Source organism: Rhodoferax sp. (genome assembly GCF_030653815.1).
Taxonomy (GTDB): Bacteria; Pseudomonadota; Gammaproteobacteria; order Burkholderiales; family Burkholderiaceae_C; genus Rhodoferax.
This window is the reverse complement of record NZ_JAURYQ010000038.1, coordinates 1-22626: the sequence shown is the minus strand read 5'-3', so window position 1 is coordinate 22626 and position 22626 is coordinate 1. Positions and strand designations below refer to the sequence as shown.

Below are 22626 nucleotides of genomic sequence, written 5' to 3'. Positions count from 1 at the left end.
TTGATGAGCGAAAAAACATGGCTGATCCCGAAACCTGTCGGACAACTGCTGGGGCGGCTGCCTGGCTTGCCTGGCTCGATGTTGTTTGTCACGGCCCTGAATCTGGCGCTGGCCAAGCAACTCAATGCCGACGTCACGAGCATGCTGATCGGCAAGAAATTGCGACTGTGTGTGCTGGACGCGCATTGGGCCTTTGACTTTGAATGGCGCAACGGCCGTTTTGTCGCCTGCCAGAACGCCGGCACGGCCGATCTCACCATCAGCGCCAGCGCGCATGATTTCGTCAAGCTGGCACGCCGCGAGGAAGACCCCGACACGCTGTTTTTCAACCGCCGCCTGGCCATGGAGGGCGACACCGAACTCGGCCTGCTGGTGAAAAATACCATCGACGCGATCGAGCTGCCGGTCATGAACCTGGCGTCATTCAGGCCGCCGCATGTGCTGGCGCAGGCCCGGGCACACTTCAAGTCGCTGTTCGCCAACCTGAAGCCGCGCTAGTTCACCATGCCCACAACAGTCGAGCCCAGCAAACGTATCGTCGTCGCCATCTCTGGCGCCAGCGGTGCTGTCTACGGCGTGCGCCTGCTGCAAGGTTTGCGCGAGCTGGCTGATGTGCAAACGCACCTGGTGGTGTCCGACGCGGGCTGGCTCAATGTGCAGCAGGAGCTGGGCCTGCCGCGCGCCGAGGTCGAAGCCCTGGCCGATGTGACCTACCCGGTGCACGACATTGGCAGCACGATTGCCAGTGGTTCCTTTCGCTGTGACGGCATGGTGATCGCCCCCTGCTCGATGCGCACCCTGGCGGCCGTGGCCCTGGGCCTGTCGGACAACCTGATCACGCGCGCAGCGGACGTGATGCTCAAGGAGCGCCGCAAGCTGATTTTGATGGTGCGCGAAACACCGCTCAACCTGGCGCACCTGCGCAACATGACCAGCGTGACCGAAATGGGCGGCATCGTTTTTCCGCCAGTGCCGGGTTTTTACCAGCGGCCGCAGACGATTGACGAGATGGTGGGTCACACGGTGAGCCGGGTGCTCGATTTGCTGGACCTGCCGCAGGCCGATGCCGTTCGCTGGAACGGGCTGTAAATTCCGCTATAAAACCCGCAAGGCAGGCAGTCCGCAACGCTACGCCCAATTTAATTGGAATCTGACCCCCATTCATTTCATCACCATGGCCTACCGCGACCTCCGAGACTTCATCACCCAACTCGAACAATTGGGCGAGCTCAAGCGCATCCAGGCCGAGGTGTCGCCACACCTGGAGATGACCGTCCTGTGCGACCGCACGCTGCGCGCCGGCGGCCCGGCCCTGCTGTTCGAGCAGCCCACCGGCCACCACATCCCGGTGCTGGGCAACCTGTTTGGCACCACGCGCCGCGTCGCTTTGGGCATGGGCGTCAATGACGTGAGCGAGTTGCGCCAGTTTGGCCATGTGCTGGCCACGCTCAAGGAACCCGAGGCGCCCAAGAGGTTCAAAGAACTCATGGGCATGGGCAGCCTGGTCAAGACGCTGTGGAGCATGGCACCGAAGGAGTTGCACAGCGCGCCGTGTCAGGACGTGGTGTGGGAAGGCACCGACGTCGACCTGGCCCGGCTGCCGATCCAGCACTGCTGGCCCGGCGATGTGGCGCCACTCATCACCTGGGGCTTGGTGATTACCCAAGGGCCGCATAAGGCGCGGCAAAACCTGGGGATTTACCGCCAGCAGGTGCTGGCCCGCAACAAGGTCATCATGCGCTGGCTGCCGCACCGCGGCGGCGCGCTCGACTTCCGCGACCACACCCAGCAGAACCCGGGCCAACCCTACCCGGTGTGCGTGGCGCTGGGTGCCGACCCGGCCACCATTCTGGGCGCGGTGACGCCAGTGCCCGACAGTTTGAGCGAATACCAGTTTGCCGGGCTGTTGCGCGGCAGCCGCACCGAACTGGTCAAAGCGTTGGGCAGCGAGTTGCGCGTGCCCGCCTTTGCCGAGATTGTGCTGGAGGGTCACATCTACCCGGACGCCAACCACAAAAGCGGCTTCGAGCATGCGCTGGAAGGTCCGTTTGGCGACCACACCGGCTACTACAACGAGCAGGCCGAGTTTCCGGTCTTCACTGTTGACCGCATCACGCAGCGGCGTGAGCCCATTTACCACTCCACCTACACCGGCAAGCCGCCCGACGAGCCGGCCATGCTGGCGCTGGCGCTGAACGAACTCTTTGTGCCGCTGCTGCAGCGCCAGTACCCCGAGATCACCGACTTTTACCTGCCGCCCGAGGGCTGCAGTTACCGCATGGCGGTGGTCAGCATCAAAAAGGCCTACCCCGGCCACGCCCGGCGCGTGATGTTTGGCATCTGGAGCTTTTTGCGCCAGTTCATGTACACCAAGTTCATTGTGGTGGTCGACGACGACATCAACCCGCGCGACTGGAACGACGTGATCTGGGCCATCACCACCCGGGTCGACCCGACGCGTGACACCCTGCTGGCCGACCACACGCCCATCGATTACCTCGACTTTGCCTCCCCGGTGAGCGGGCTGGGCAGCAAGATGGGGATTGACGCCACGAACAAGTGGCCCGGTGAGACCAGCCGTGAGTGGGGCCGGCCGCTGACCATGAGCCCGGAGGTCACCGCCAAGGTTGACGCACTCTGGCAGACGCTGGGGCTGTAAGGCCAATCACGACACCACGCCGTTGGGCATGACCGTGTTCAGGGTGTCGGGTAATCAAACCGCTGCAACAGATCGACCGTCTCAGACAAGGGTAGCCCCATCACACCCGAATAACTCCCTGCCAGATGCTCAACAAAGGCGCCGGCCAAACCCTGCATCGCATAGGCACCGGCCTTGCCGGCATATTCGCCACTGCGCAGATAGCGGCTGATGCGGTCTTCACTGAGCCTGGCAAACCGTACCGAAGAGACCGACAGCGCAACTTCAGTTCGATTGCCCAAGGCCACCGCAACGGCACTCAGAACCTGATGCTCATGGCCGGATAACTGACGCAACATGTCAGCTGCCTGATTGGCGTTGACCGGCTTGCGAAGAATTTGGCCGTTGAACACAATGACGGTTTCAGCGGCCAACACCGGAAAAAGCGGCAGATTACGCAAGCGCAGCGATTCCGAACCTGCACGGACTTTTTCTTGACAGAGGCGTCGCACATAAACTTCTGCCGACTCATCGTGCAACGGCGTTTCGTTGACATCCGAACTGCGGCGAGGATCACAGCGCAACAGCAGCACTTCGAAATTGATGCCGATCTGTTTGAGCAATTCGCGACGACGCGGATCTTGCGAACACAAATATATTCGGCGCTGGATGGTGCCCATAAAAAGAAGCGCTACAGCCAGCGCACTGACCCCCGATAGGCATGCCAGGTAGCGTGCCCGAGCAGCGGTCCGACCAGCACCAGACCGATCGCCCAGGGCAGCAGCAAGGCCATCGCCACCAGCGCCACAATCAGCGCCCCCCACAACAGCATGACACCGGGCTGCGTCACCACCACCTCAATGCTGCCAATGGCCGCGGTAATGGCATCAGTGTCGCGATCCAGAATCATCGGAATAGAGACCACGGTGATGGCAAACACCAGCGCCGCAAAGGCGCCCCCGACCAAGGTGTAGGCCAGCACAAATTCGAGGTTGTCCGGATTGAAGACCGCCTGCACCACGCCCACCGACGACGGCATGCCGGTGTTGAAAAACACCGCGATCACCACCAGCGAGGCCCGGCCCCACAGCAACTCCAGCACGATCAGCACGCCCACCAGCAGGCCCATGCTGCGCAAGTGGCTTTTCCAGCAGGTCATGGAACTGGCAAAACCGGCCGCCAGACCGAGTTCACGGCGGCGGCTCACCTCATACAGGCCCATCGCCAGGAACGGCCCCACCAGCAGGCAGCCCGACGCGATGGTCATGGTGTATTCGGGGTTGGCGCGGAACACCGCGCCCAAAATGAGCGCCATGCACCAGAATGCCAGGCCGTAAAACAGGCTGATGGCCGGATGCGCTGCCATATCGCGCCAGCCCCGTAGCAGCCAACCCGGCGGCGCAGACCAGGCCATGGCAATGACTTCCTTGGGGGGTGCCTCGGAGGGCGGCGGCACATACAGCGGGGGCGGTACTTCGGGGGGAAAATGACTCATGGCACAAGCTTAGCGGGTCTGCACTCGTCCGACCATTAAGGAAAACACCCATGCAAACCGTGCAATAAAGCGCTTTGACGCTGCAGTTACAACACAAATAATTCAAATCACAGCTTTAAATTCAACAATATTTATCAAAAAGTGATAATTATTGTATAATTTAGCGAAACCGGCACGCACACTCATGTCCACCATCACCATTGAAAAATCGTTTTGCACCACCCGTGAGGCCGCCAAATTGCTTGGTGTGTCGGTAGGCACCGTGCAGCTTTGGGTAGAAAGCGGCCTGCTACGGGCCTGGAAAACCGCAGGCGGCCACCGCCGTGTGATGCGCGACTCCATTGCGCAACTGCTGCGCCAAGAACCAGAGCTGCCCGTCAAGTCGGTGTCGGCCGAGCCCCTGTTCAACCCGCCGCGCCAGCTCGACGTCATGGTGGTCGAGGACGATGCAGACCTGTTGCGTTTGTACCAGGCCAAGCTGACGCGCTGGCCCATGCCCACCAAAGTCACGGAAATGAGCAGCGCCATTGCAGCCCTGCTGGCGATCGGCCGGCGCAGTCCGGACCTGTTGATCACCGACCTCAGCATGCCGGAGATGGACGGCTTCAGCATGCTGCGCATCCTGCAACAAGCGCCCGAACTGGCCCACACCACCATCGTCGCCGTGACCGGCCTTGATGAGGCGGCCATCGCCGCCCACGGCGGCCTGCCACCTGGGATCCTCGTCCTGGCCAAACCCATTCCGTTCGACCGGCTGCAAGAAATTGCCGCCGTCATCGTCAACCAAAGCCGTTATTTGCTTAACACCCCTGCGTAAAGTGCCCTCATGAACACCGTCCTCATCGTCGACGACCACTCCGACATCCGCCGCCTGATCAGCATCACACTGGGCAAGGAGTACCATATTCTTGAAGCCGAGGACGGCGTGAGCGCGCTTGCCGCGGTGCGCCATCACCACCCCAAAGTGGTTCTGCTCGACATCATGATGCCGGGTGAAATCGACGGCCTGCAGGTGCTACAAGCCATCAAGGCCGACCCCGACACGCGCGACACCCTGGTGGGCATGATCACCGCACGCGGTCAAGTCGCCGACCACGACGATGCGCGCGCGCGCGGCGCGGATGCCTATTTCATCAAGCCCTTCAGCCCGCTGCAAGTGGTCACCTGGGTGCGCAACCACCTCAAGTAAACAAGCGTCAGCCGAATATCCCTCTCCCCGAAAGCCTGCCGTGCCTGCCAGCATTTCCCATTACCGACGTATTGTGCTGCTGCTTTGGCTGGCTGCGGCGGTGCTGCTGGGCCTGACGTGGTGGCACGTTTTCTCGCTGGTGAACGACAGCCACACCAGGGAACTTGCCAACGCCAGGCGTGACCTGGCCAACCTGACCCGCGTCAGCCAGGAGCACGCCGACCGGACCTTTCGCGGCGCCGACCAGGTGATTCGCTTCATTCAGTCGCGCTACCTCGAGTTGGGCGACCAGCTTGACCTGACGGCGCTGACCACACAGGGTGTGATCGACGTAGAGATTTTTCCGCAGGTGGGCGTCATCAACGCCAAAGGCATTTATGTTCTGGCCAACCGGCCCATCACAAGCAACATCGACCTGTCCGACCGGGAGCACTTCAAGGTGCATGTCACCACCCCCAGCGATGCGCTGTTTGTCTCACAACCCGTGCTGGGGCGCGCCACCGGCAAGTGGTCGATCCAGCTGACGCGCCGCATCAGCCGCCCGAATGGCGACTTCGCCGGCGTGGTGGTGGTGTCGGTCGACCCGGGTTACTTCACCCGCTTCTACAAAGAACTCAAACTGGGCGACCAAGGCTTGATGGCGCTCTACGGTCTCGATGGTGTGGCTCGTGCCCGAAGCGTGGGCACCCGCGAAGAGTTTGGCAGCGAGGCCAAAAGTTCCCTCGTTTTTGCGCGCATCGCCGCGGGCGAGCAGGAGGGCCAATTCACCGCCCACTCGCCGGTCGACAAGGTCGAGCGCATGGTGCATTTCCGAAAGCTACCCGGCCATTCCCTGGTGGTGGCAGCGGGTCTGGATACCAAGACGGTGCTGGCCAACCACAACACGGCCAAGCAGGCCTTGTGGCTGCAGGCCGCCATTGTGAGCCTGCTGGTGCTGGCGCTGGCCACGGCACTGACGCGCCATCTGCGGCAAATCCGCAGCGAAATGCGCTTGCGCGAGCGGGAACAACATCAGACCGAAGAGCTCAACGCCCAGCTCAACGCCATTTTCGATTTGAGCCCCGACGGCTTTGTCTCTTTCGATGCCAAAAAACGGGTCAATTACATCAGTCCGGCTTTCAGGAAGCTGACCGGCATGGGCAAGGAGGCGCTGGAAGGCGTGGATGAAAACGATTTCTCGATCTGGCTGTCGTGGCGTTGCTCCGCCAGCACGCCTTTCCTGGGCGTGGCCGCGCTGCGCACAGCCGTCAACAGGGGCCGACCCGACCAGCGCGTGCTGATTGAACTCAACCAAGACAGCAAGCGCGTACTGCAACTCGGTCTGCGCTCCAGCCAATCCACCAGCGTGTCTCAAATTTTGCACCTGCGTGACGTCACCCATGAGGCCGAGGTCGACCAGATGAAGAGCGAATTCCTGGCCACCGCCGCTCACGAACTGCGCACCCCCATGGCCAGTATTTTTGGCTACGCCGAGGTCTTGCTCAACGATAAGTTCGACGAGGCAACCCAGCACGAGTTCCTGAATACCATTTACGTCCAGTCCAAGCTGATGAACAACATCCTCAACGAACTGCTGGACCTGGCCCGCATCGAGGCGCGCCGTGACAAGGACTTCCGCTACACCCGTGTCGACCTGCAATTGCTGGTCACCGACCTGGCCCGCACTTACCCCGTGCCCAATGGCCGCAGGGGCCTGGAACTGACGTTGCCCGAACACCCCCTGTACCTGATGGCCGACGCCGGCAAGCTACGCCAGACCCTGCTCAACGTGGTCTCCAACGCATTCAAATACTCGCCGAACGGTGGTCCGGTGGTGCTCAAGGCGTGGGTCAGGAACACGGCCGCCCAGGCTCCCGGCGTGTGCATCGAGGTCACCGACCGCGGCATCGGCATGAACGCAGCGCAACGGGCGCGCGTGGGTGAACGCTTTTATCGCGCCGACCCCTCGGGCAGGATTCCCGGCACCGGTCTGGGCATGAGCATCGTCAAGGAAATCATTGCGCTGCACCATGGCACGCTTGAGATTGACAGCGCGCCCGGCGCGGGCACCACGGTACGCCTGTGCCTGCCCACCTACACCACCCTGCAGGACAGCTTTGACGCGGCCGGTCCCAGCCGCTCAGAGCTGGACGACACAATCCAGGACACCCGCCCCGTCGTGCTGGACTGACGCCTGTGAGTGCAATCAAGTCACAGCCTCTCCTGTTGCACAGCGGCATGGACTTTCTTGAGCGGCTCACGCTGGGCTGCAAGCTTCGTTTCGGACTGGGTGTCCTGCTGGGCATTATTTTGCTGCTGGGTGCGCACGCCATCTACGGCGAGCGCCAGCAGGCAGCGCAGCTGCGCGACATGTACACACTCAAGCTGGTGGGCTTGTCTGTGACCAAGGAGGCCCAGACCCACCTGATGGAAGTTGGGCGCAACCTGCGGCAAATGCTGTTGGCCCGCAATGCCGGTGAGCGCGACAATGCCCGGCGCGCGCTGGACCTCGCGCACCAGGAGTTGCGGCGCAACATGGAAGAGAGCAAAACTCGCTTCCGTTCGGAAAAAGGCCAGCGCCTGCTGGCCGAGACCCTTGACACGCTGGAGCGCTACCTGCAGCGCGTGAACCAGATCACCGATCGGGTGGCAACCGACCAGCGCTTTGACCCGGCGGCAGCGGCCTTGCTGTTCGAGCCGGGCAACCTGGCCTTGTTTGAGGAAGTTGACCGCCGGCTGGATGCGCTGGTGCAGCACAAGGAAAGCAACGCGCTCCAGGCCTGGGAAAACGCCGAAGCTTTTGCCACAGCTTATGAGCACCTGAGCTTGCTGCTGCTGGTGCTGGGACTGCTGGTGGCCCTGGGCACCGGCCTGTTGCTGATCAGATCCATCAGCCAACCCCTGGAGCGCCTGCGTTTGCGCATTGAAGCCATGGCGCGCGGCCAGCTGGACAGCCCCGTGCCGCACACCGATTTCCACAACGATGTGGGCGCCATGGCCCGCGCCCTCACCGTGCTGCAGCATGCCGCGCGCGAGGTGGAAGTGCTGCGCTGGATCAAGTCCAACACCGCTGACATTGCCTCCAGCGTGCTGTCGCTGGAAACGCTGAACGCGTTTGCCGACACCTTGCTGGCCCGATTGATCGCGCTGTTGGGCGCCCAGGCCGGCCTGCTCTATATTCTGGACAGACCGAGCCAGCGTTATGCCCTGCTCGGCGTGGCCGGCGTGGCGGACCCTGCGCCACTGGTAACCAATTTTGCCAACACCGACGAGCTGGCCGAGCTGCCGGGGTTTGAAGCAGGCTCGGTACTGATGGTTCCGGTGATACCGGCAGGAAAAAAACAGGTGCTGGCGTACCTGGTGCTCGCCACCCATGGCGCCCTGGACCCGCGCCACCGGGCCCTGCTGGACGAACTGCTGCCGCTGGTGGCGCTGAACCTGGAAATCTTCGAGCGCAACCGGGTCACCCAAGACCTGATGGCGAAAACGCAGGACCAGGCGCACGACCTGCAACAGTCCGGGGAAGTGCTCCAGGTGCAGCAACAGGAATTGATCCAGCAGGCCAGTGAACTGCACCAGCAATTCGAACTGACCCGCGCAGCGCGCCAGCAGACCGATGAGGCCAACCGCGCCAAGAGTGAATTTTTGGCCAACATGAGCCATGAAATCCGCACCCCGATGAATGCGGTGATCGGCCTGTCAGGCCTGGCGCTGGAAACCGATCTCAATGCCAAGCAGCGCGACTATCTGCAAAAAATCAACACCGAGGGCAAGGCGCTGGTGGGCATCATCAACGACATCCTGGATTACTCGAAGATTGGTGCCAACAAGATGAACCTGGAATCAGCGCCCTTTAGGCTGAACCAGGTGCTCGACAGCGTGACCACGCTGGTGGGACAACTGGCGCATCAGAAGCTCATCAAATTTTCGATCGAGGTGCAGCCCGACGTACCGCAAACCCTGATGGGCGATGCCACCCGCCTCAAACAGGTGCTGACCAACCTGAGCCACAACGCGATCAAATTCACCGAGCACGGCCGCGTCAAGGTGACTGTTGTGGCGACGCAGCGCCAGCGTCAGCGGGTGCAATTGACGGTGTCGGTGCAGGACAGTGGCATTGGCATGACGGCGGAACAGCGCAGCAAACTCTTCACCGCCTTCAGCCAGGCCGACAGCTCGACCACCCGCCGTTTTGGCGGCTCCGGGCTGGGCCTGACGATTTCAAAAAGCCTGGTTGAAATGATGCGCGGCCATCTGGTGGTGCAGTCTGAGCAGGGGGTGGGCAGCACGTTCACCTTCACCGCCTGGCTGGATCTGCCAACCCATAAAGCCCGCACCGACGTGGACGACAGCCCGACGCAGGACGCCCCACCAACGGCCTTTGAAGAGTTGCCTGCGGCGCTGGCAGCATGGCCGGAGCCCGTGACGCCGGGTGAATCGAGCTTGTCGGCCACTGGCAGGCACCCATTGGATGGCTTGGCCGTGCTGCTGGTCGAAGACAACGAGATCAACCAGCAAATTGCCAGCGAACTCATGACCGCGATGGGCGTGCGCGTGACGCTGGCGGACAACGGCCAGCAGGCGCTGGACATGCTGCAAAACACAGCCCAGCCCCTGCCCTGGTCGCTGGTGCTGATGGACTTGCAAATGCCAGTCATGGACGGCCACCAGGCCACGCTGGCACTGCGCCAGCAAGAGCGTTTTAAAGATTTGCCGATCATCGCCTTGACGGCGCACGCGGACATCGAGGTCGCGGCCCGGTGCCTCGAAGAGGGCATGAACGACCACCTGAGCAAACCCATCGACCCCGAAGCACTGCATCAAAGCCTGGCCCTGTGGGGCCAACCGGCGTCACCCCGGCCCACTGCCAGTGCATCGGCCGTGCCCGACGCGCCGCAGCGGCCACGCAACACGCTGCGCGTCAGCGGCATCGACACGGTGCAGGGCTTGCGACTGTGCGGGGGCAACCAGACGCTGTACCACGGCGTTCTGAAGAAATTCTTGAACACCATCAGCCGCCTGCCGGACCAGCTGGCAGAACTCGCCGATGCCGGCCAGTGGTTACAGGCACAGCACCTGGTGCACAACCTCAAGGGCGTCTCGGCCAACGTGGGTGCCGTCCGTTGCAGCGCGCTGAGCAGCGAAGTCGAGCACACCCTGCACCAGGCGGTGCAAGCGGGCCAGCCACCCATGGCCGTACAGAGCCTGCTTGCGCCGCTAACGGCGCACCTGGCGCATCTGGCACTGCGTCTGCGCAAGGCCTTGCCTGACACGCCAGACCCGGTCCAAGCCGGGCAGCCAATGGATGCCCAGCGACTGTCGGACACCTGCAGCACGCTGGCCAGGCTGCTGGCGGCCAACAATGCGGAAGCCGAGTTATTGCTGCAAACCCAAGCCGGCTTGCTGCGCAACGGACTGGGTGTTAAATTCGAGCTACTGGCGCAACAAGTGCAGGAGTTTGAATTCTCGGACGCACTGCAAACGCTCCAGCAAGCGGCAGCCGACGCGCGCATCGCCCCAAACTAGAGTGGCCATGGACCTGTTTCTCCCCGTTAAACCCACCATTTTGGTCGTGGACGACTCGCCGGCCAACTTGTCCCTGCTGTTTGGCCTGCTGCACGGGTCCTACACCGTCAAGGCAGTCAACCATGGCGCCAAGGCGCTCGCCATGGTGAGCCAGGACGAGCCCGACCTGATCCTGCTCGACATCATGATGCCCGATATCAACGGCTACGAGGTCTGCCGCGAGCTCAAGCGGAACCCGCGCACGCAGCATATCCCGGTGATTTTTTTGACCAGCAAGAACGAGGTGGAAAACGAGGAAATGGGCATGGCCCTGGGTGCGGTCGACTACATCACCCGCCCGATCAGCCCCGAGATCCTGCTGTCCCGGCTACGCGCGCACCTGGTCGATGCCACGCACGCCCGGACCCTGCGGGTCAACAACGAGTATCTGGAATTCGAGGTGGCCAAACGGGCGCGCGACATGGCAGCGCTGCAAGAGGTCACCATTCTGGCGCTGGCCTCGCTGGCCGAGGTGCGCGACGTGGAAACCGGCAACCATTTGCGGCGCACCCAGCACTACATCCGGGCCCTGGCCCGACACCTGAGCGGGCACCCGTGTTTTTCCAGTTTCCTGAGCCCCAGCGTGATCGACATGCTGTTCAAGTGCGCGCCGCTGCACGACATCGGCAAGGTGGGCATTCCAGACCGCATTTTGCTCAAGCCCGGGCGCTATGAGCCTCACGAGTTCGAGATCATGAAAACGCATCCCCGGTTGGGTTATGAAGCCCTGATGCAGGCGCAGGTGGCGAGCATGGAGTCGCTGGAATTCATCCAGATTGCCAAGCAGATCGTCTATTCGCACCACGAGAAGTGGGACGGTTCGGGCTATCCACAAGGCCTGGTGGGGGATGCGATTCCGATCCCCGCGCGCCTGATGGCACTGGCTGACGTCTATGACGCCCTCATCAGCCGTCGCGTTTACAAGGACGGCATGGACCACGACAAGGCCCGGGCCATTTTGGTGAAGGGCCGGGGCAAACACTTTGACCCGGACGTGGTCGATGCCTTCCTGGCGCTCGAAGATGAATTTCGGGACATCGCTGCGCGTTATGCCGACAGCGACGAAGCGTTGCAGAAAAAGGCGGCCCACCTGGCCACGATCGTCGGCAACTGACCCGCTTACAGCGCCAACTTCAGCACTCCCAGTCATGACAACACACCGTAGACGCAGCACCGACACGCTCAACAGCCACTTGCAGGACGCCAACACGCTGCTGCGCACCGTCATCGACGAGAACCCCAACATCATCCTGATGAAGGATTGGGATGGCAAGTTTTTGCTCGGCAACCGCGCGCTGGCCCAGCTCTACGGCACCACGCCCGACCAGCTGGAGGGCAAGGACGATGGTGCCTTCAACCCCAACGCCGAGCAGGTGGCGTTTTACCTGCAAAACGTGCGTGACGTCATGTCGCAGGGCGAGACCCGGGTGGTCATGGAAGAGTCCACCGACGCCACCACCGGCGAGACCGTTTACTACCAGTCCATCAAGATCCCCCTGACCACGCCCGAAGGCAAAAAGCAGATCCTGGTGATCGCCAATGATGTCTCGGAACTGAAAAGGGTGCAGCTCAAGCTGGAAGAAAGCGAGCGACGTCTCAACTATGTGCTTGACGCCACGGGTGAAGGCATCTGGGACTGGGACATCCGCAGTGGCGTCGTCACGCACAACCGGCGCTGGTGCCAGATCACCGGGCTCGACGAGGCCTACCTGCAGCACCCGCTGCACGAATTTGCCGCGCTGTTACATGCCGACGACAAAGCCGGGGTGATGGCCCGGCTGCGAGACTGCCTGGCCGGCAAGGGACGCTACCAAAGCGAACACCGCATGCGTCTGAGCGGCCAGCAGGAAGTCTGGGTACTGGACCGTGGCGACGTGGTCGAGCGTGACGCCGACGGACAGCCGCTGCGCATGGTCGGCAGCTTTGTCGACATCAGCCAGCGCAAGGCCGCCGAGGCGCTGCTGAGCGAGCACAGCGCACAACTCGATGCCATCTTTGCCCTGAGCCCGGACGGCTATGTGGCCTTTGATCACAGGCGCCTGGTCAAGTATGTCAGCCCGGCGTTCACCACCCTCACCGGACTGACTGCCGCCGAGGTGATCGGGCTCGACGAGCTGGCGTTTTCACACAAACTGGCGGCCTTGTGTCTCCCAGAGGCACGTTTTCAGGATCTGGCCGCGCTGCGCAGCGCGGCGCACACCGGCCGTGGCCATGAGTCGCACCAGGTGTTCGAGTTGAAGCAGGCTGCAGGCGCCGCCGCCGGCCGGCGCGTTTTGAGAATGAGCTTGCGCGAATCGCAGGAGCAATCGGTCTCGCAGATTCTCTCGCTGCGCGACATCAGCCATGAAACGGCGGTGGAGCGCATGAAGAGCGAATTCCTGTCCACCGCCGCGCACGAGTTGCGCACCCCCATGTCGGGCATTTTCGGCTTCGCCGAGGTGCTGCTGACCGAGCAGCTGAGCGAGGCGGAGCGCAAGGAGTTTCTGGAAATCATTTACCGCCAGTCCAAGCTCATGGCATCCATCCTGAATGAACTGCTGGATCTGGCCCGGATCGAAGCCTTGCAGGGTAAGGACGTTGTCTTTGAAACCATACCGGTGCAATCCCTGATCGAGGACGTGGTGCGCGGCCTCAAGCTGCCCAAGGACCGGACGCCGCCCACCATGGCGCTTACCGCCGAGCCGGCATTTTTGCGGGCGGATCAAAAAAAGGCCCAGATGGCCTTGCTCAATGTACTGTCCAACGCCTACAAGTATTCAGCGCCGGGCCAGCCGGTGCACATTACGGTGCAAAGCCTGCCGGGCCAAATCGCCATCCACATCACCGATCAGGGCGTAGGCATGACGGCGGAACAGGCCGGGCGCGTGGGCGAGCGCTTTTACCGCGCCGACACCTCCGGCAAGGTATCGGGCACGGGTCTGGGCATGAGCATCGTCAAGGAGATCATGGCGCTGCACTATGGCAGCATGGACATCTGCAGCGCCCCCGCAGAAGGAACCACCGTGAGCCTGATATTCCCAGCCGGAGTAAATTGACGCAGCCGCACACCGTGCGTCACCACACAGACAGGCCTCTGCCGCAACTTTAGTCTTGGCCCCTCACTTCAAGAGGCGCCATCATGACCGTTTTCCTTCTCCCATTTCGTTCTCTTACCGCCATTGCGGCGGTCAGCCTTTTGTGCTCCGCTGCGGCACTGGCTGCGCCGCCAACGGCAGCCACCGAGGCCCAGGCACGGTATCGCCAGGACATGACCGCTTGCAACAGCGGCCAAAGCCATCAGGACCTCGCCACCTGCCGCCGCGAGGCCGGCAACGCCTTGGCGGAGGCCCGACGCGGCCAGCTGAACGATGCACCGGGGCAGTACCAACAGAATGCGCTGCGTCGCTGCCAAGTGCATGAAGGCGAGGACCGGCTGGCCTGTGAAGCGCGCATGGGCGCCGAGGGCAGCACCGAAGGCAGCGCGGCCACCGGTGGCATCCTGCGCCAGGGCGTGACCGTCACACCCGTCAAATAAGCCCGCCACACACGGTTATCAGGCTTGCCGGACAATCTGGCATCTTCAGCCTGAACCGACACATGACCGCTTCTCTCAAAATTGATTTTGTCTCCGACATCTCCTGCCCGTGGTGCGCCATTGGTCTGGCCGCGCTGGAGCAGGCCATCACCCACGTGCAGGGCGACGTGGCGGTGCAGTTGCACGTCCAGCCCTTTGAGCTCAACCCGCAGATGCCGGCCGGCGGCCAGGACATCACCGAACACCTGACGCAAAAATATGGCTCCACCGCACAGGAGCAGGCGCAAATCCGCGACACCATCCGCCAGCGCGGCGCCGGTGTCGGTTTTGTCTTCAACCCGTCGGGGCGCGGTCGCGTCTACAACACCTTTGCCGCGCACCGCCTGCTGCACTGGGTCGGGCTGGCATCGTCCGAGCGGCAACTGGCCCTGAAGAAAGCCCTGCTGGTGGCCTGCCACAGCCACAGCCAGGCCATGGAATCAGCCGAGGTGTTGCTGGATGCGGTGGCGCAAGTGGGTCTGGATGTGGCGCGCGCCAGCCAGATTCTGGCCAGCGACGAATTTGCTGCCGAGGTGCGCGCGGCCGAAGCGTTTTACACGGGACTGGGCATCCATTCGGTGCCCGCCGTCATCATCAACGACCGCCATCTGATTTCAGGCGGCCAGCCGGCGGCAGTCTTTGAGCAGGCGCTGCGCCAGATTGCCGCGACCACCAGCCCCGCCCTGTAGCACTCTGACGCTCCGATTTTTACCGGCTGGCCACGGCCAAGGCGGGCTTGTCCGCGCGCGGACTGTGGGCGGCACCAAACTGGATATCGCCAGAAATTTGTCCGCCTTCTTCAATGACCAGTTTGCCGTAACGGATCTTGCCGGTGACCTTGCCCGTGGCATAGATCACGAGTTTCTGGCGCACCGTCAAATTGCCGTCAAACTGGCCGTAGATCTCGGCCACGTCAATTTCCGCAGAGCCCTTGAAAGCCCCTTGTTCGGCAATTTCCATGACCCGCGAATCCATCGTGGCTTCGACCAAGCCCTCAACCACCAGCGTGTCACAGTCGGTGATCTCCACGCCCTTGAGCTTGATGTTGGGACCCACGATGAGCTTGCTGCCGCCCGCCGGCGCGGCTGCGCTGGCATTGTTGGCAGCCACGACCGCAGAACTCGCCACGGGCGGGGTTGCCGCAGCAACGGGGGCACCGTAAGTCGTGCCTTGCGCCGGCAGAGGCACCACATGCCGCGCGGTGGCAGATTCGGTTTCACGTTTATTGAAGAAATTCGGTGACATGGCCATGGGGTTCCTTTTAAAACCCTCATGCTAGGCGTTTGGGTGCGCCAAGTCGCCACTGAAAATGCAAGTTCTGTAACAGATTGAATGGCCGACAAGTCGAGCCCGGCACCGACCTCAGGTGGCCTGGTAGGCACGCACCAGTTGCTGCACGTTCACGCGCGCCTTGAGGCGGGCCGCCAGCAGGTACAGACCGCCAAGCTTGCGGTGCAAAAAAAGCGTGTCGATGGGAGGAATGTGCCAGAAGTCGCGCTCCAGACCCAGGGCCATGCCGGCTTCGCGCAGGCGCGGCACCAAATCAGAATTGGCAAAGTCGAAGTGACCCTGATGGCGCAACGGCGTCAGCGCCATTTCACACAAGGACAACACGGCCTCCTGGTGCTTGGGCTGCGTCTGCCCGGAGAAATAACCAATCGCCAGCAGCGCCCGCCGCATGGCGGCACGGTCGCCTGCCATGGCAGCCGTCATCAACGCGCGATAGCCTTGACCAAAGCCAGGAGCAAAACTGCGCGTGGCGCCAAAGTCGAGCAGGATCAGCTGTCGGGTCGCCCGGTCATAGCGGTAGTTGGCAAAGTTGGGGTCGGTCTGCATCAAACCGAACTCGAACAATTCCCGAAACAGCAAGCCTACCAGCAGGCTGACGATGCGGTCGCGCTCGGCCTGGGATGCATCCACCATCGACTCCACCGGCACACCGCCAACAAAAGACATGGCCAGCACGTTTCGGGTGCTCAGGTCGGCGTGATGAGCGGGCACCACAAATTCCGGTGCATCGGCCAGAAGCTCGGAAAAGCGCTGCAGGTGGGCACCCTCGGCCAGGTAGTCGGCTTCTTCGCGCAGTTGGCGCTTGGCCTCAGACAGCAGCGGCGCCATGTCCAGCGTCTTGGGAATCAGGCCCGACAGGCGCAGCAGCGACGCCACATTGTTGACGTCGCTGCTGATGCTGCGGCGCACGCCGGGGTACTGGATCTTGATGGCCAGGTCGCGCCCGTCCAGTGTCCTGGCGCGATGCACCTGGCCAATCGACGCGGCGGCAATCGGGGTGAACGAGAACGGCTCAAAACGCTGTTGCCAGCCTGCTCCCCAAGCGGCGCTGAGCACCGCCTGCACCTGGCGCTGCGGCATGGGCTGGGCGTCGGAGCGCAAACGCCCCAGAATGGCGGCCAATTCGGGCGGCAGCAGGTCGCCGGCATCCATCGAGACCAACTGCCCCAGCTTCATCGCCGCACCACGCATTTGCGCCAGTTGCTGCGTCACCCGGCTGACATTGGCAGGGGTCAGCAGCAAATCGCTCAGATTGGGCCGTTTACCCTGGGCCAATTGGCGTGCACCTGCCAGCAACATGTTGCCAGCCACCCCCGTGGCCATTTGCCCGAGGCGCGCCAGTCGGCCCAGACGGCTGCTGGGCACGGGCGAGCTGAGAGCGTCAGGGGGTGTTTTCAAGGCGAAGGTTCACAGGGCAACGATGCCGGATTAGGGCACAACAGCGGAAGCCTTGCAGCTTGACTGACATTGCGGCCATGGTCCGAACTTCCTGAACAGCCAGCAAGGTTTTCGTTAAAGCACAACAATGCAGCATCTTTTCACGCCATCAAAGGTTTCCCGCCATGAACCAACAGCAACGTTTTGTCCAGTCCACGCAATGGCTGCGCCCGGTGACGCGCTGGGCAACGCGTTTCTCATTGAATGCGCCGCAGTGGCTGCCCGGGCCGCTGCGTCATGCCCCACTGCGCCTGACCTCGCTGGTGTTGAAGGCCTATCACCGGATACTCTGAAAACTTACGGGTCAGACCACTCGCGAGGCGACGTGCGCGGACCCCAACAAGACTGATACTTTGCGGGTCAGACCACTCGCGCAGCGACGTGCTCTGACCCCAACTGATCAGGCAAGGACATCGTGAACGTGGTGACCCCCTCATTCGATGCCGCCGAAATCCTGCCGCCATGCGCTTGCACAATCGACTGGGTAATCGCCAAGCCCAGGCCGGTGCCCTCGGAGCTGCGCTGACGCGCCGGGTCGACCCGGAAAAAACGGTCAAAGACGCGCAGCAAATGTTCGGGCGCTATGGGTTCGCCCTGATTGGCCACGCTGATTTCCACGCCCCGCTCCAGCATCTGCACGCGCACCGTCACGGTGCTCGCGGGGTCGGCGTGGCGCAGCGCGTTGGACAGCAGGTTGCCCAGCGCCCGGCGCAGCATCAGGCGGTCGGCACTGACCGTGCCGTCCCCCAGAAGGCGCAGCGTCACATTTTTTTCCTCGGCCAACGCGTCAAAATAATCAAACAGGGCGCGCACTTCATCGGCCAGTGACAGTTCTTGCCGCTGCAACAACGCCAGGCCGTGGTCTGACTTGGCCAGCAGCAGCATGTCTGAAATCATGCGTGCCATGCGCTCGAATTCCTCCGCGTTCGACTCCAGAATCTGCCGGTAGTCGTCGGCGCCGCGGGCGCGCGACAAGGTCACCTGGGTTTGCGTCAACAGGTTGCTCACCGGCGTGCGCAACTCGTGGGCAATGTCCGACGAAAACTCGGTGAGCCGTTGAAAAGCTTCTTCCAGGCGCGCCAGCATCTCGTTGAGCGACTGCGCCAGTTCGGCCAGCTCGCGCGGGATGGTGTTCACCGGCAGACGCTGGCTGAGCTGCTGCGCGGTCACGCCCTGTGCTTGCCGGCGCATGGCGCGCAGGGGCGCCAAACCCCGGTGCACCGCCACCCAACCCAGCATGCCGGTCAGCAAGGCCGCGCCGGCCACAAACAGCCACAGGGTTTGCAAAAAAGACTGCATGTAGGCCTGGTGGTGGCCAATGTCGGCGGCTACCGCCACATAGACCCGCAGCGGCTGCCCGGCGGCATCCGCGATCGCCGTGGGGAATCGGGCGGCCAGGCCGCGGTAAGTCTGTGCGTCGAGCTGCCACAGCGCCGGTTGATTTGACGCCTGAGTGGCTTGCCGGATCACCAGCGCAGGATCAAAACCGGCGTGACCGGTGGCAAAAATCACCGCTTCATCGGCGTCGATCACCATCACTTCCATGCCGTGGTGGCCCACCAGGGAATAGGCCAGCTGGTGGGTGAATTCGGTCAGGCCTTGCTGGGAATGCACGCGCAGCAAAGCCTGGCGGGTGAGTTCCATCTTGCCCGAAAGCACCTCCATGTCAAGGTCTTCAAAGTGCTGCTCCACCGACGCGGCAACGACAAAACCCAGCCCCAGCAGCACACTGGAGGCCGCCAGAACGAACATCAGCGTCAGGCGCTGCGTCAGCGAAATTCGGTTCAGGGCGCGCAAGTGGGGTCTTCCAGCACATAACCCATGCCGCGCACCGTGCGGATCAGTTTCGGGCTAAAGTCGTCGTCCACCTTGGCACGCAGGCGGCGCATGGCAACCTCGATCACATTGGTGTCGGAATCAAAATTCATGTCCCACACCTGCGAGGCGATCAGCGAGCGTGGCAGCACCTCGCCCTGACGCCGCAGCAGCAGCTCAAGCAGAGCAAATTCCTTGGCGGTCAGGTCAATGCGTTGACCCGCGCGGCTGACACGCCGACGCATCAAGTCCAGCTCCAGATTGGCCGCGCGCAAAAAGGGGTCGGTCGGGGCTTTGCCACCACGGCGCAACAGCGTGCGCACGCGCGCCAGCAACTCGGAAAACGCAAAGGGTTTGAGCAAATAGTCGTCGGCGCCCAACTCCAGTCCCTTGACGCGATCATCCACCGCATCGCGGGCGGTCAAAAACATCACGGGCAGGTCTTTGCCGGAACGTCGAATGCCGGCCAGCACGCCCCAACCATCGATGCCGGGCAACATCACATCCAGAATGGCCATGTCGTGGTGCTCGGTCAAGGCAAGGTGGAGCCCGTCGACACCATCGCGCGCCAGGTCCACCGTAAAGCCGGCCTCGGTCAGGCCTTGTTTCAGGTAGTCCCCGGTTTTGACTTCGTCCTCGACGATGAGGATTTTCATGGTGGTTTTTCTTTCAGGATCAAGCTGTGGCTATTCTGCCCTGATTGGTGCAATCGGGTTTACGCACCAACGCGGCGACCACAACCCGAGCAGCGTGTGTTGGGTGTTTGGCGGAGCGAAGTCAAGGAGGAGGTTCGGGCGTCAGCCCGAACCGGGGGACATGAGCGCAGTCAGATACCCAATGCGCGCCGCGGCGCAAACAGTCACTCGTATTTTCATCCGGGCGGTTTGCAATCCCGTCACGCATAGCTTTGATAAACGGAAGTGCTGCCGTCGCGCCGCACCAGCAACACGTCATACGGGTCCTTGCGGCCCTGGTAGGCCGGGCCATCCATGCCGGGTGAGCCCACCTTCATGCCGGGCACGGTCAGCCCCAGGGCGTCGGGCTTGTCACGCAGCAGGCGTTTGATCTCGCGCGCCGGGACATGGCCCTCAACCACGTAGCCGCCCACGCGGGCGGTGTGGCACGAGCCCAGTGAGGCCGGCAGGCCCAGCCGGGCACGCACACCCTTGTTGCCGATGTCGGACACCCGCACCGAAAACCCGGCCTGCTCCATCGCCGCAATCCAGTCCTTGCAGCAGCCACAACTGGGGTCTTTCCAGACTTCCATGGGAATGCTTTTCGGTGCGGCGGCCATGCCCGCCAGCGGCAACATCAGTGCCCCCATGAGCCAAAAGCGACGGCCTGTCATTGAGCTTGCATGCATTTTCTGGTTCCTTTGTCGTTGTTGAAACTGTAGATGGAGTGTGTGACCGGGGTGTCGACTTCGACATGACCGCGACATTACTTTTTTGTAATTTGCGCGACATCGGGCTGATACCGAAACACCAGCAAAATAAAACTTGTTTGATCTATATCAAAAGGATTGGAAATAGTGATTCTCAAATTTAAACCACAAAACATGTGGCCGGCCATGGCATTGGGCCTCGTGTCGGTGCCGTTGGCGCTGGCTGCACAGACGGCAGCCCCCGGCGCCGAGACCGACTGGCGACGAGCCAACGAGGCGGTGGGCCAGCTCAAACGCGGCCATGCGGACGTACTCAAATGGGAGCAAGCCAATGTGCCGCCCCCGGCGCTGCAAGGGCCGGTCGCAGAGGGGATCAAGTTGTTGACGGTGGAGGATGTCACGCGTCAGGCCTGGCGCAACCACCGCGATCTGGCACGGCCGTTGGCACGCCTGGGCACGGCCAATGAGGCACGGGTGGCAACCGGTCGCTGGACCGACATCGACCCTGTCCTGCAACGCAAGGTGGACGACATGGACGAGGTCTTGCACGTGGCGGTGCAAGCCAGGAAAGCGTGGTTGCAGGCACTTGCCGCACGTCAGTCCCTGGCCCATCACCAGGCCATCGTGCTTGCTGCTGACTCAGCAAGCGAACTGGGACAGCGCATGGTGAACGTGGGCAACTGGAGCGCGTTGCAACAAGCCCGGGTGCAGCTGGTGCAATCATCGGCGCAGATGGCCCTGGCGCGCGCGCAGTACGCCGCCACGCAGGCCCAGGCCACTTTGATCAGAACACTGGGCCTGACTGGAAATGTCACCAACGTGACGCTGCCCGAAGCCCTGCCAGAGCTGCCGCCGGAACTTGTCCTGCCTGACGTATGGCGACAAAAGGCACAGGCCGTGCAGGCGCAACTGCCGGAGGCCGAGGGCCTGCGCAACCAGGCCAACTTCAGCTTGGCGCTGGCGGCTTACCAGGCCAGCCACGCGCTGGCCAAGGGCACACGCGATGCGCAGAAGACACAAGAATTCATCAGCGAAGAAACCGTGTTGCGCTACAACGGCATGCTCAGCAGCGTGTGGGATGTGCTGGACGCATCGCGCAACCAGTCCCAGGCGGCGATCGATGCCATCGCTGCGCAGCGTGACTTCTGGATCGCCGAGGCCGACCTGCAGTGGGTGCTGCAAGGCGGCGCACCCGACAGTTTTGTAGCACTGGGCGGTGGCGGTGAGGCAGCTACCCCCGCTGCGCATTAACAGGAACGAACAACATGCAACTTAACTCACGCAGACAATTTTTTGCCGGTGCAGCCGCATCGGTGGCGGGCCTGGCCGTCGCGCGCTCGGCGCTGGCCGGCTTGCCCGAGCCGGTGATCCAGAACTCGGTGGCCACCGCGCCACCGTTGGTTCCCAGCACGGGTCGGCCCTACAACCCGGTGGTCACCCTCAACGGCTGGACCCTGCCCTGGCGCATGAACAACGGCGTCAAGGAATTTCACCTGGTGGCCGAGCCGGTGGTGCGCGAGGTATCGCCGGGTTTCAAGGTCAACATGTGGGGCTACAACGGCCAAAGCCCGGGCCCGACCATTGAAGTGGTTGAAGGCGACCGCGTGCGCATTTTTGTCACCAACAAGTTGCCAGAGCACACCACCATCCACTGGCACGGCCAGCGCCTGCCATGCGGCATGGATGGCGTCGGCGGACTCACCCAACGCGCCATTCCTGTGGGCAAGACCTTTGTCTACGAGTTCGAGGCGCGTCGCCCCGGCACCTTCATGTACCACCCGCACGCCGATGAGATGGTGCAAATGGCCATGGGCATGATGGGCATGTGGGTGACCCACCCCAAGGCCAAACACCCGCACATCAGCGACGTGGACCGGGATTTCTGCTTTTTGCTCAACGCCTTCGACGTCGAGCCCGGCAGCAAAACACCCAAGATCAACACCATGACCGACTTCAACATCTGGTGCTGGAACAGCCGGGTGTTCCCGGCCATCGACACCTTGAACGTGCGTCTGAACGACCGCGTGCGCATCCGGGTGGGCAATCTCACCATGACCAACCACCCCATTCACCTGCATGGTCATGAGTTTCTGGTCACCGGCACCGACGGTGGACCAACCCCGCCCGGCACACGCTGGTACGAAGTCACCACCGATGTGGCGGTGGGGCAAATGCGCCAGATCGAGCTGATCGCCGACGAAGAAGGCGACTGGGCCATGCACTGCCACAAGAGCCACCACACCATGAACGCCATGGGCCACGACGTGCCGACCATGATCGG

General features: G+C 62.5%; 21 protein-coding genes. 14 read left to right on the top strand and 7 right to left on the bottom strand.

Annotated elements, in window-relative coordinates:
• The first annotated feature begins 3 nt into the window (after window positions 1-3).
• The 3 genes from Q7U49_RS14675 (at window position 4) to ubiD (ending at window position 2659) form a co-directional block, all read left to right on the top strand.
• Complete coding sequence (locus Q7U49_RS14675; RefSeq protein WP_304765287.1) at window positions 4-498, top strand: SCP2 domain-containing protein; 495 nt, start codon at window positions 4-6, stop codon at window positions 496-498.
• Between the two features lie 6 nt (window positions 499-504).
• A complete protein-coding gene (locus tag Q7U49_RS14670) occupies window positions 505-1089 on the top strand; it encodes a UbiX family flavin prenyltransferase (protein WP_304765284.1) in 585 nt (194 codons plus the stop codon).
• 85 nt (window positions 1090-1174) lie between these two features.
• Entirely contained in the window at window positions 1175-2659 is a 1485-nt protein-coding gene (gene ubiD / locus Q7U49_RS14665) for a 4-hydroxy-3-polyprenylbenzoate decarboxylase (RefSeq protein WP_304765282.1), read from the top strand.
• 38 nt (window positions 2660-2697) lie between these two features.
• Here ubiD and Q7U49_RS14660 read toward each other — a convergent pair whose 3' ends face one another.
• Together Q7U49_RS14660 and Q7U49_RS14655 are read right to left on the bottom strand one after the other, a co-directional pair.
• Window positions 2698-3318, bottom strand: coding sequence for a nucleoside triphosphate pyrophosphatase (locus tag Q7U49_RS14660; RefSeq protein ID WP_304765279.1), 621 nt, complete (start codon window positions 3316-3318; stop codon window positions 2698-2700).
• Between the two features lie 11 nt (window positions 3319-3329).
• Window positions 3330-4133: a DUF2189 domain-containing protein gene (locus tag Q7U49_RS14655; RefSeq protein WP_370654019.1), complete on the bottom strand. Its 804-nt coding sequence runs from the start codon at window positions 4131-4133 to the stop codon at window positions 3330-3332.
• Between the two features lie 184 nt (window positions 4134-4317).
• Here Q7U49_RS14655 and Q7U49_RS14650 point away from each other — a divergent pair, with 184 nt between their 5' ends.
• The 8 genes from Q7U49_RS14650 to Q7U49_RS14615 all read left to right on the top strand — a co-directional run bounded on the left by Q7U49_RS14650 (window position 4318) and on the right by Q7U49_RS14615 (window position 15108).
• Window positions 4318-4950 (top strand): response regulator, encoded by a 633-nt coding sequence (locus Q7U49_RS14650; protein ID WP_304765276.1) that lies wholly within the window; start codon window positions 4318-4320, stop codon window positions 4948-4950.
• 9 nt (window positions 4951-4959) lie between these two features.
• Entirely contained in the window at window positions 4960-5322 is a 363-nt protein-coding gene (locus tag Q7U49_RS14645; protein WP_304765273.1) for a response regulator transcription factor, read from the top strand.
• 40 nt (window positions 5323-5362) lie between these two features.
• Window positions 5363-7492, top strand: a complete 2130-nt coding sequence (locus tag Q7U49_RS14640) for an ATP-binding protein (RefSeq protein ID WP_304765270.1) — start codon at window positions 5363-5365, stop codon at window positions 7490-7492.
• 47 nt (window positions 7493-7539) lie between these two features.
• Window positions 7540-10827 (top strand): ATP-binding protein, encoded by a 3288-nt coding sequence (locus Q7U49_RS14635; protein WP_304765268.1) that lies wholly within the window; start codon window positions 7540-7542, stop codon window positions 10825-10827.
• Window positions 10828-10834: 7 nt separating this feature from the next.
• On the top strand, window positions 10835-11980 hold the full coding sequence (locus Q7U49_RS14630; protein ID WP_304765265.1) for an HD-GYP domain-containing protein: 1146 nt from the start codon (window positions 10835-10837) through the stop codon (window positions 11978-11980).
• Window positions 11981-12014: 34 nt separating this feature from the next.
• Window positions 12015-13901: a PAS domain-containing sensor histidine kinase gene (locus Q7U49_RS14625; protein ID WP_304765262.1), complete on the top strand. Its 1887-nt coding sequence runs from the start codon at window positions 12015-12017 to the stop codon at window positions 13899-13901.
• An 83-nt stretch (window positions 13902-13984) separates the two neighbouring features.
• Entirely contained in the window at window positions 13985-14380 is a 396-nt protein-coding gene (locus Q7U49_RS14620) for a hypothetical protein (RefSeq protein WP_304765259.1), read from the top strand.
• A gap of 62 nt (window positions 14381-14442) precedes the next feature.
• Window positions 14443-15108: a DsbA family oxidoreductase gene (locus Q7U49_RS14615; RefSeq protein ID WP_304765256.1), complete on the top strand. Its 666-nt coding sequence runs from the start codon at window positions 14443-14445 to the stop codon at window positions 15106-15108.
• Between the two features lie 19 nt (window positions 15109-15127).
• Here the strand turns inward: Q7U49_RS14615 and Q7U49_RS14610 are convergent, their stop codons facing one another.
• The gene (locus tag Q7U49_RS14610; RefSeq protein WP_304765253.1) at window positions 15128-15670 is read right to left on the bottom strand and encodes a polymer-forming cytoskeletal protein; all 543 of its coding nucleotides are present in this window, start codon (window positions 15668-15670) and stop codon (window positions 15128-15130) included.
• Between the two features lie 111 nt (window positions 15671-15781).
• Window positions 15782-17107, bottom strand: a complete 1326-nt coding sequence (locus tag Q7U49_RS14605; protein WP_304765250.1) for an AarF/ABC1/UbiB kinase family protein — start codon at window positions 17105-17107, stop codon at window positions 15782-15784.
• Window positions 17108-17271: 164 nt separating this feature from the next.
• Here Q7U49_RS14605 and Q7U49_RS14600 point away from each other — a divergent pair, with 164 nt between their 5' ends.
• Window positions 17272-17439, top strand: coding sequence for a hypothetical protein (locus Q7U49_RS14600; protein ID WP_304765248.1), 168 nt, complete (start codon window positions 17272-17274; stop codon window positions 17437-17439).
• Between the two features lie 67 nt (window positions 17440-17506).
• Here the strand turns inward: Q7U49_RS14600 and Q7U49_RS14595 are convergent, their stop codons facing one another.
• The 3 genes from Q7U49_RS14595 to Q7U49_RS14585 all read right to left on the bottom strand — a co-directional run bounded on the left by Q7U49_RS14595 (window position 17507) and on the right by Q7U49_RS14585 (window position 20324).
• Complete coding sequence (locus Q7U49_RS14595) at window positions 17507-18943, bottom strand: heavy metal sensor histidine kinase (protein ID WP_304765246.1); 1437 nt, start codon at window positions 18941-18943, stop codon at window positions 17507-17509.
• The gene (locus tag Q7U49_RS14590; RefSeq protein WP_304765244.1) at window positions 18931-19617 is read right to left on the bottom strand and encodes a heavy metal response regulator transcription factor; all 687 of its coding nucleotides are present in this window, start codon (window positions 19615-19617) and stop codon (window positions 18931-18933) included. The genes Q7U49_RS14595 and Q7U49_RS14590 overlap by 13 nt, the downstream gene beginning before the upstream one ends.
• A 239-nt stretch (window positions 19618-19856) precedes the next feature.
• Window positions 19857-20324: a DUF411 domain-containing protein gene (locus Q7U49_RS14585; protein ID WP_370654018.1), complete on the bottom strand. Its 468-nt coding sequence runs from the start codon at window positions 20322-20324 to the stop codon at window positions 19857-19859.
• Window positions 20325-20531: 207 nt separating this feature from the next.
• Here Q7U49_RS14585 and Q7U49_RS14580 point away from each other — a divergent pair, with 207 nt between their 5' ends.
• The gene (locus tag Q7U49_RS14580) at window positions 20532-21596 is read left to right on the top strand and encodes a TolC family protein (protein WP_304765241.1); all 1065 of its coding nucleotides are present in this window, start codon (window positions 20532-20534) and stop codon (window positions 21594-21596) included.
• A 14-nt stretch (window positions 21597-21610) separates the two neighbouring features.
• The coding region (locus tag Q7U49_RS14575) for a multicopper oxidase family protein (RefSeq protein WP_304765238.1) at window positions 21611-22626 on the top strand (1016 nt) is incomplete at its 3' end.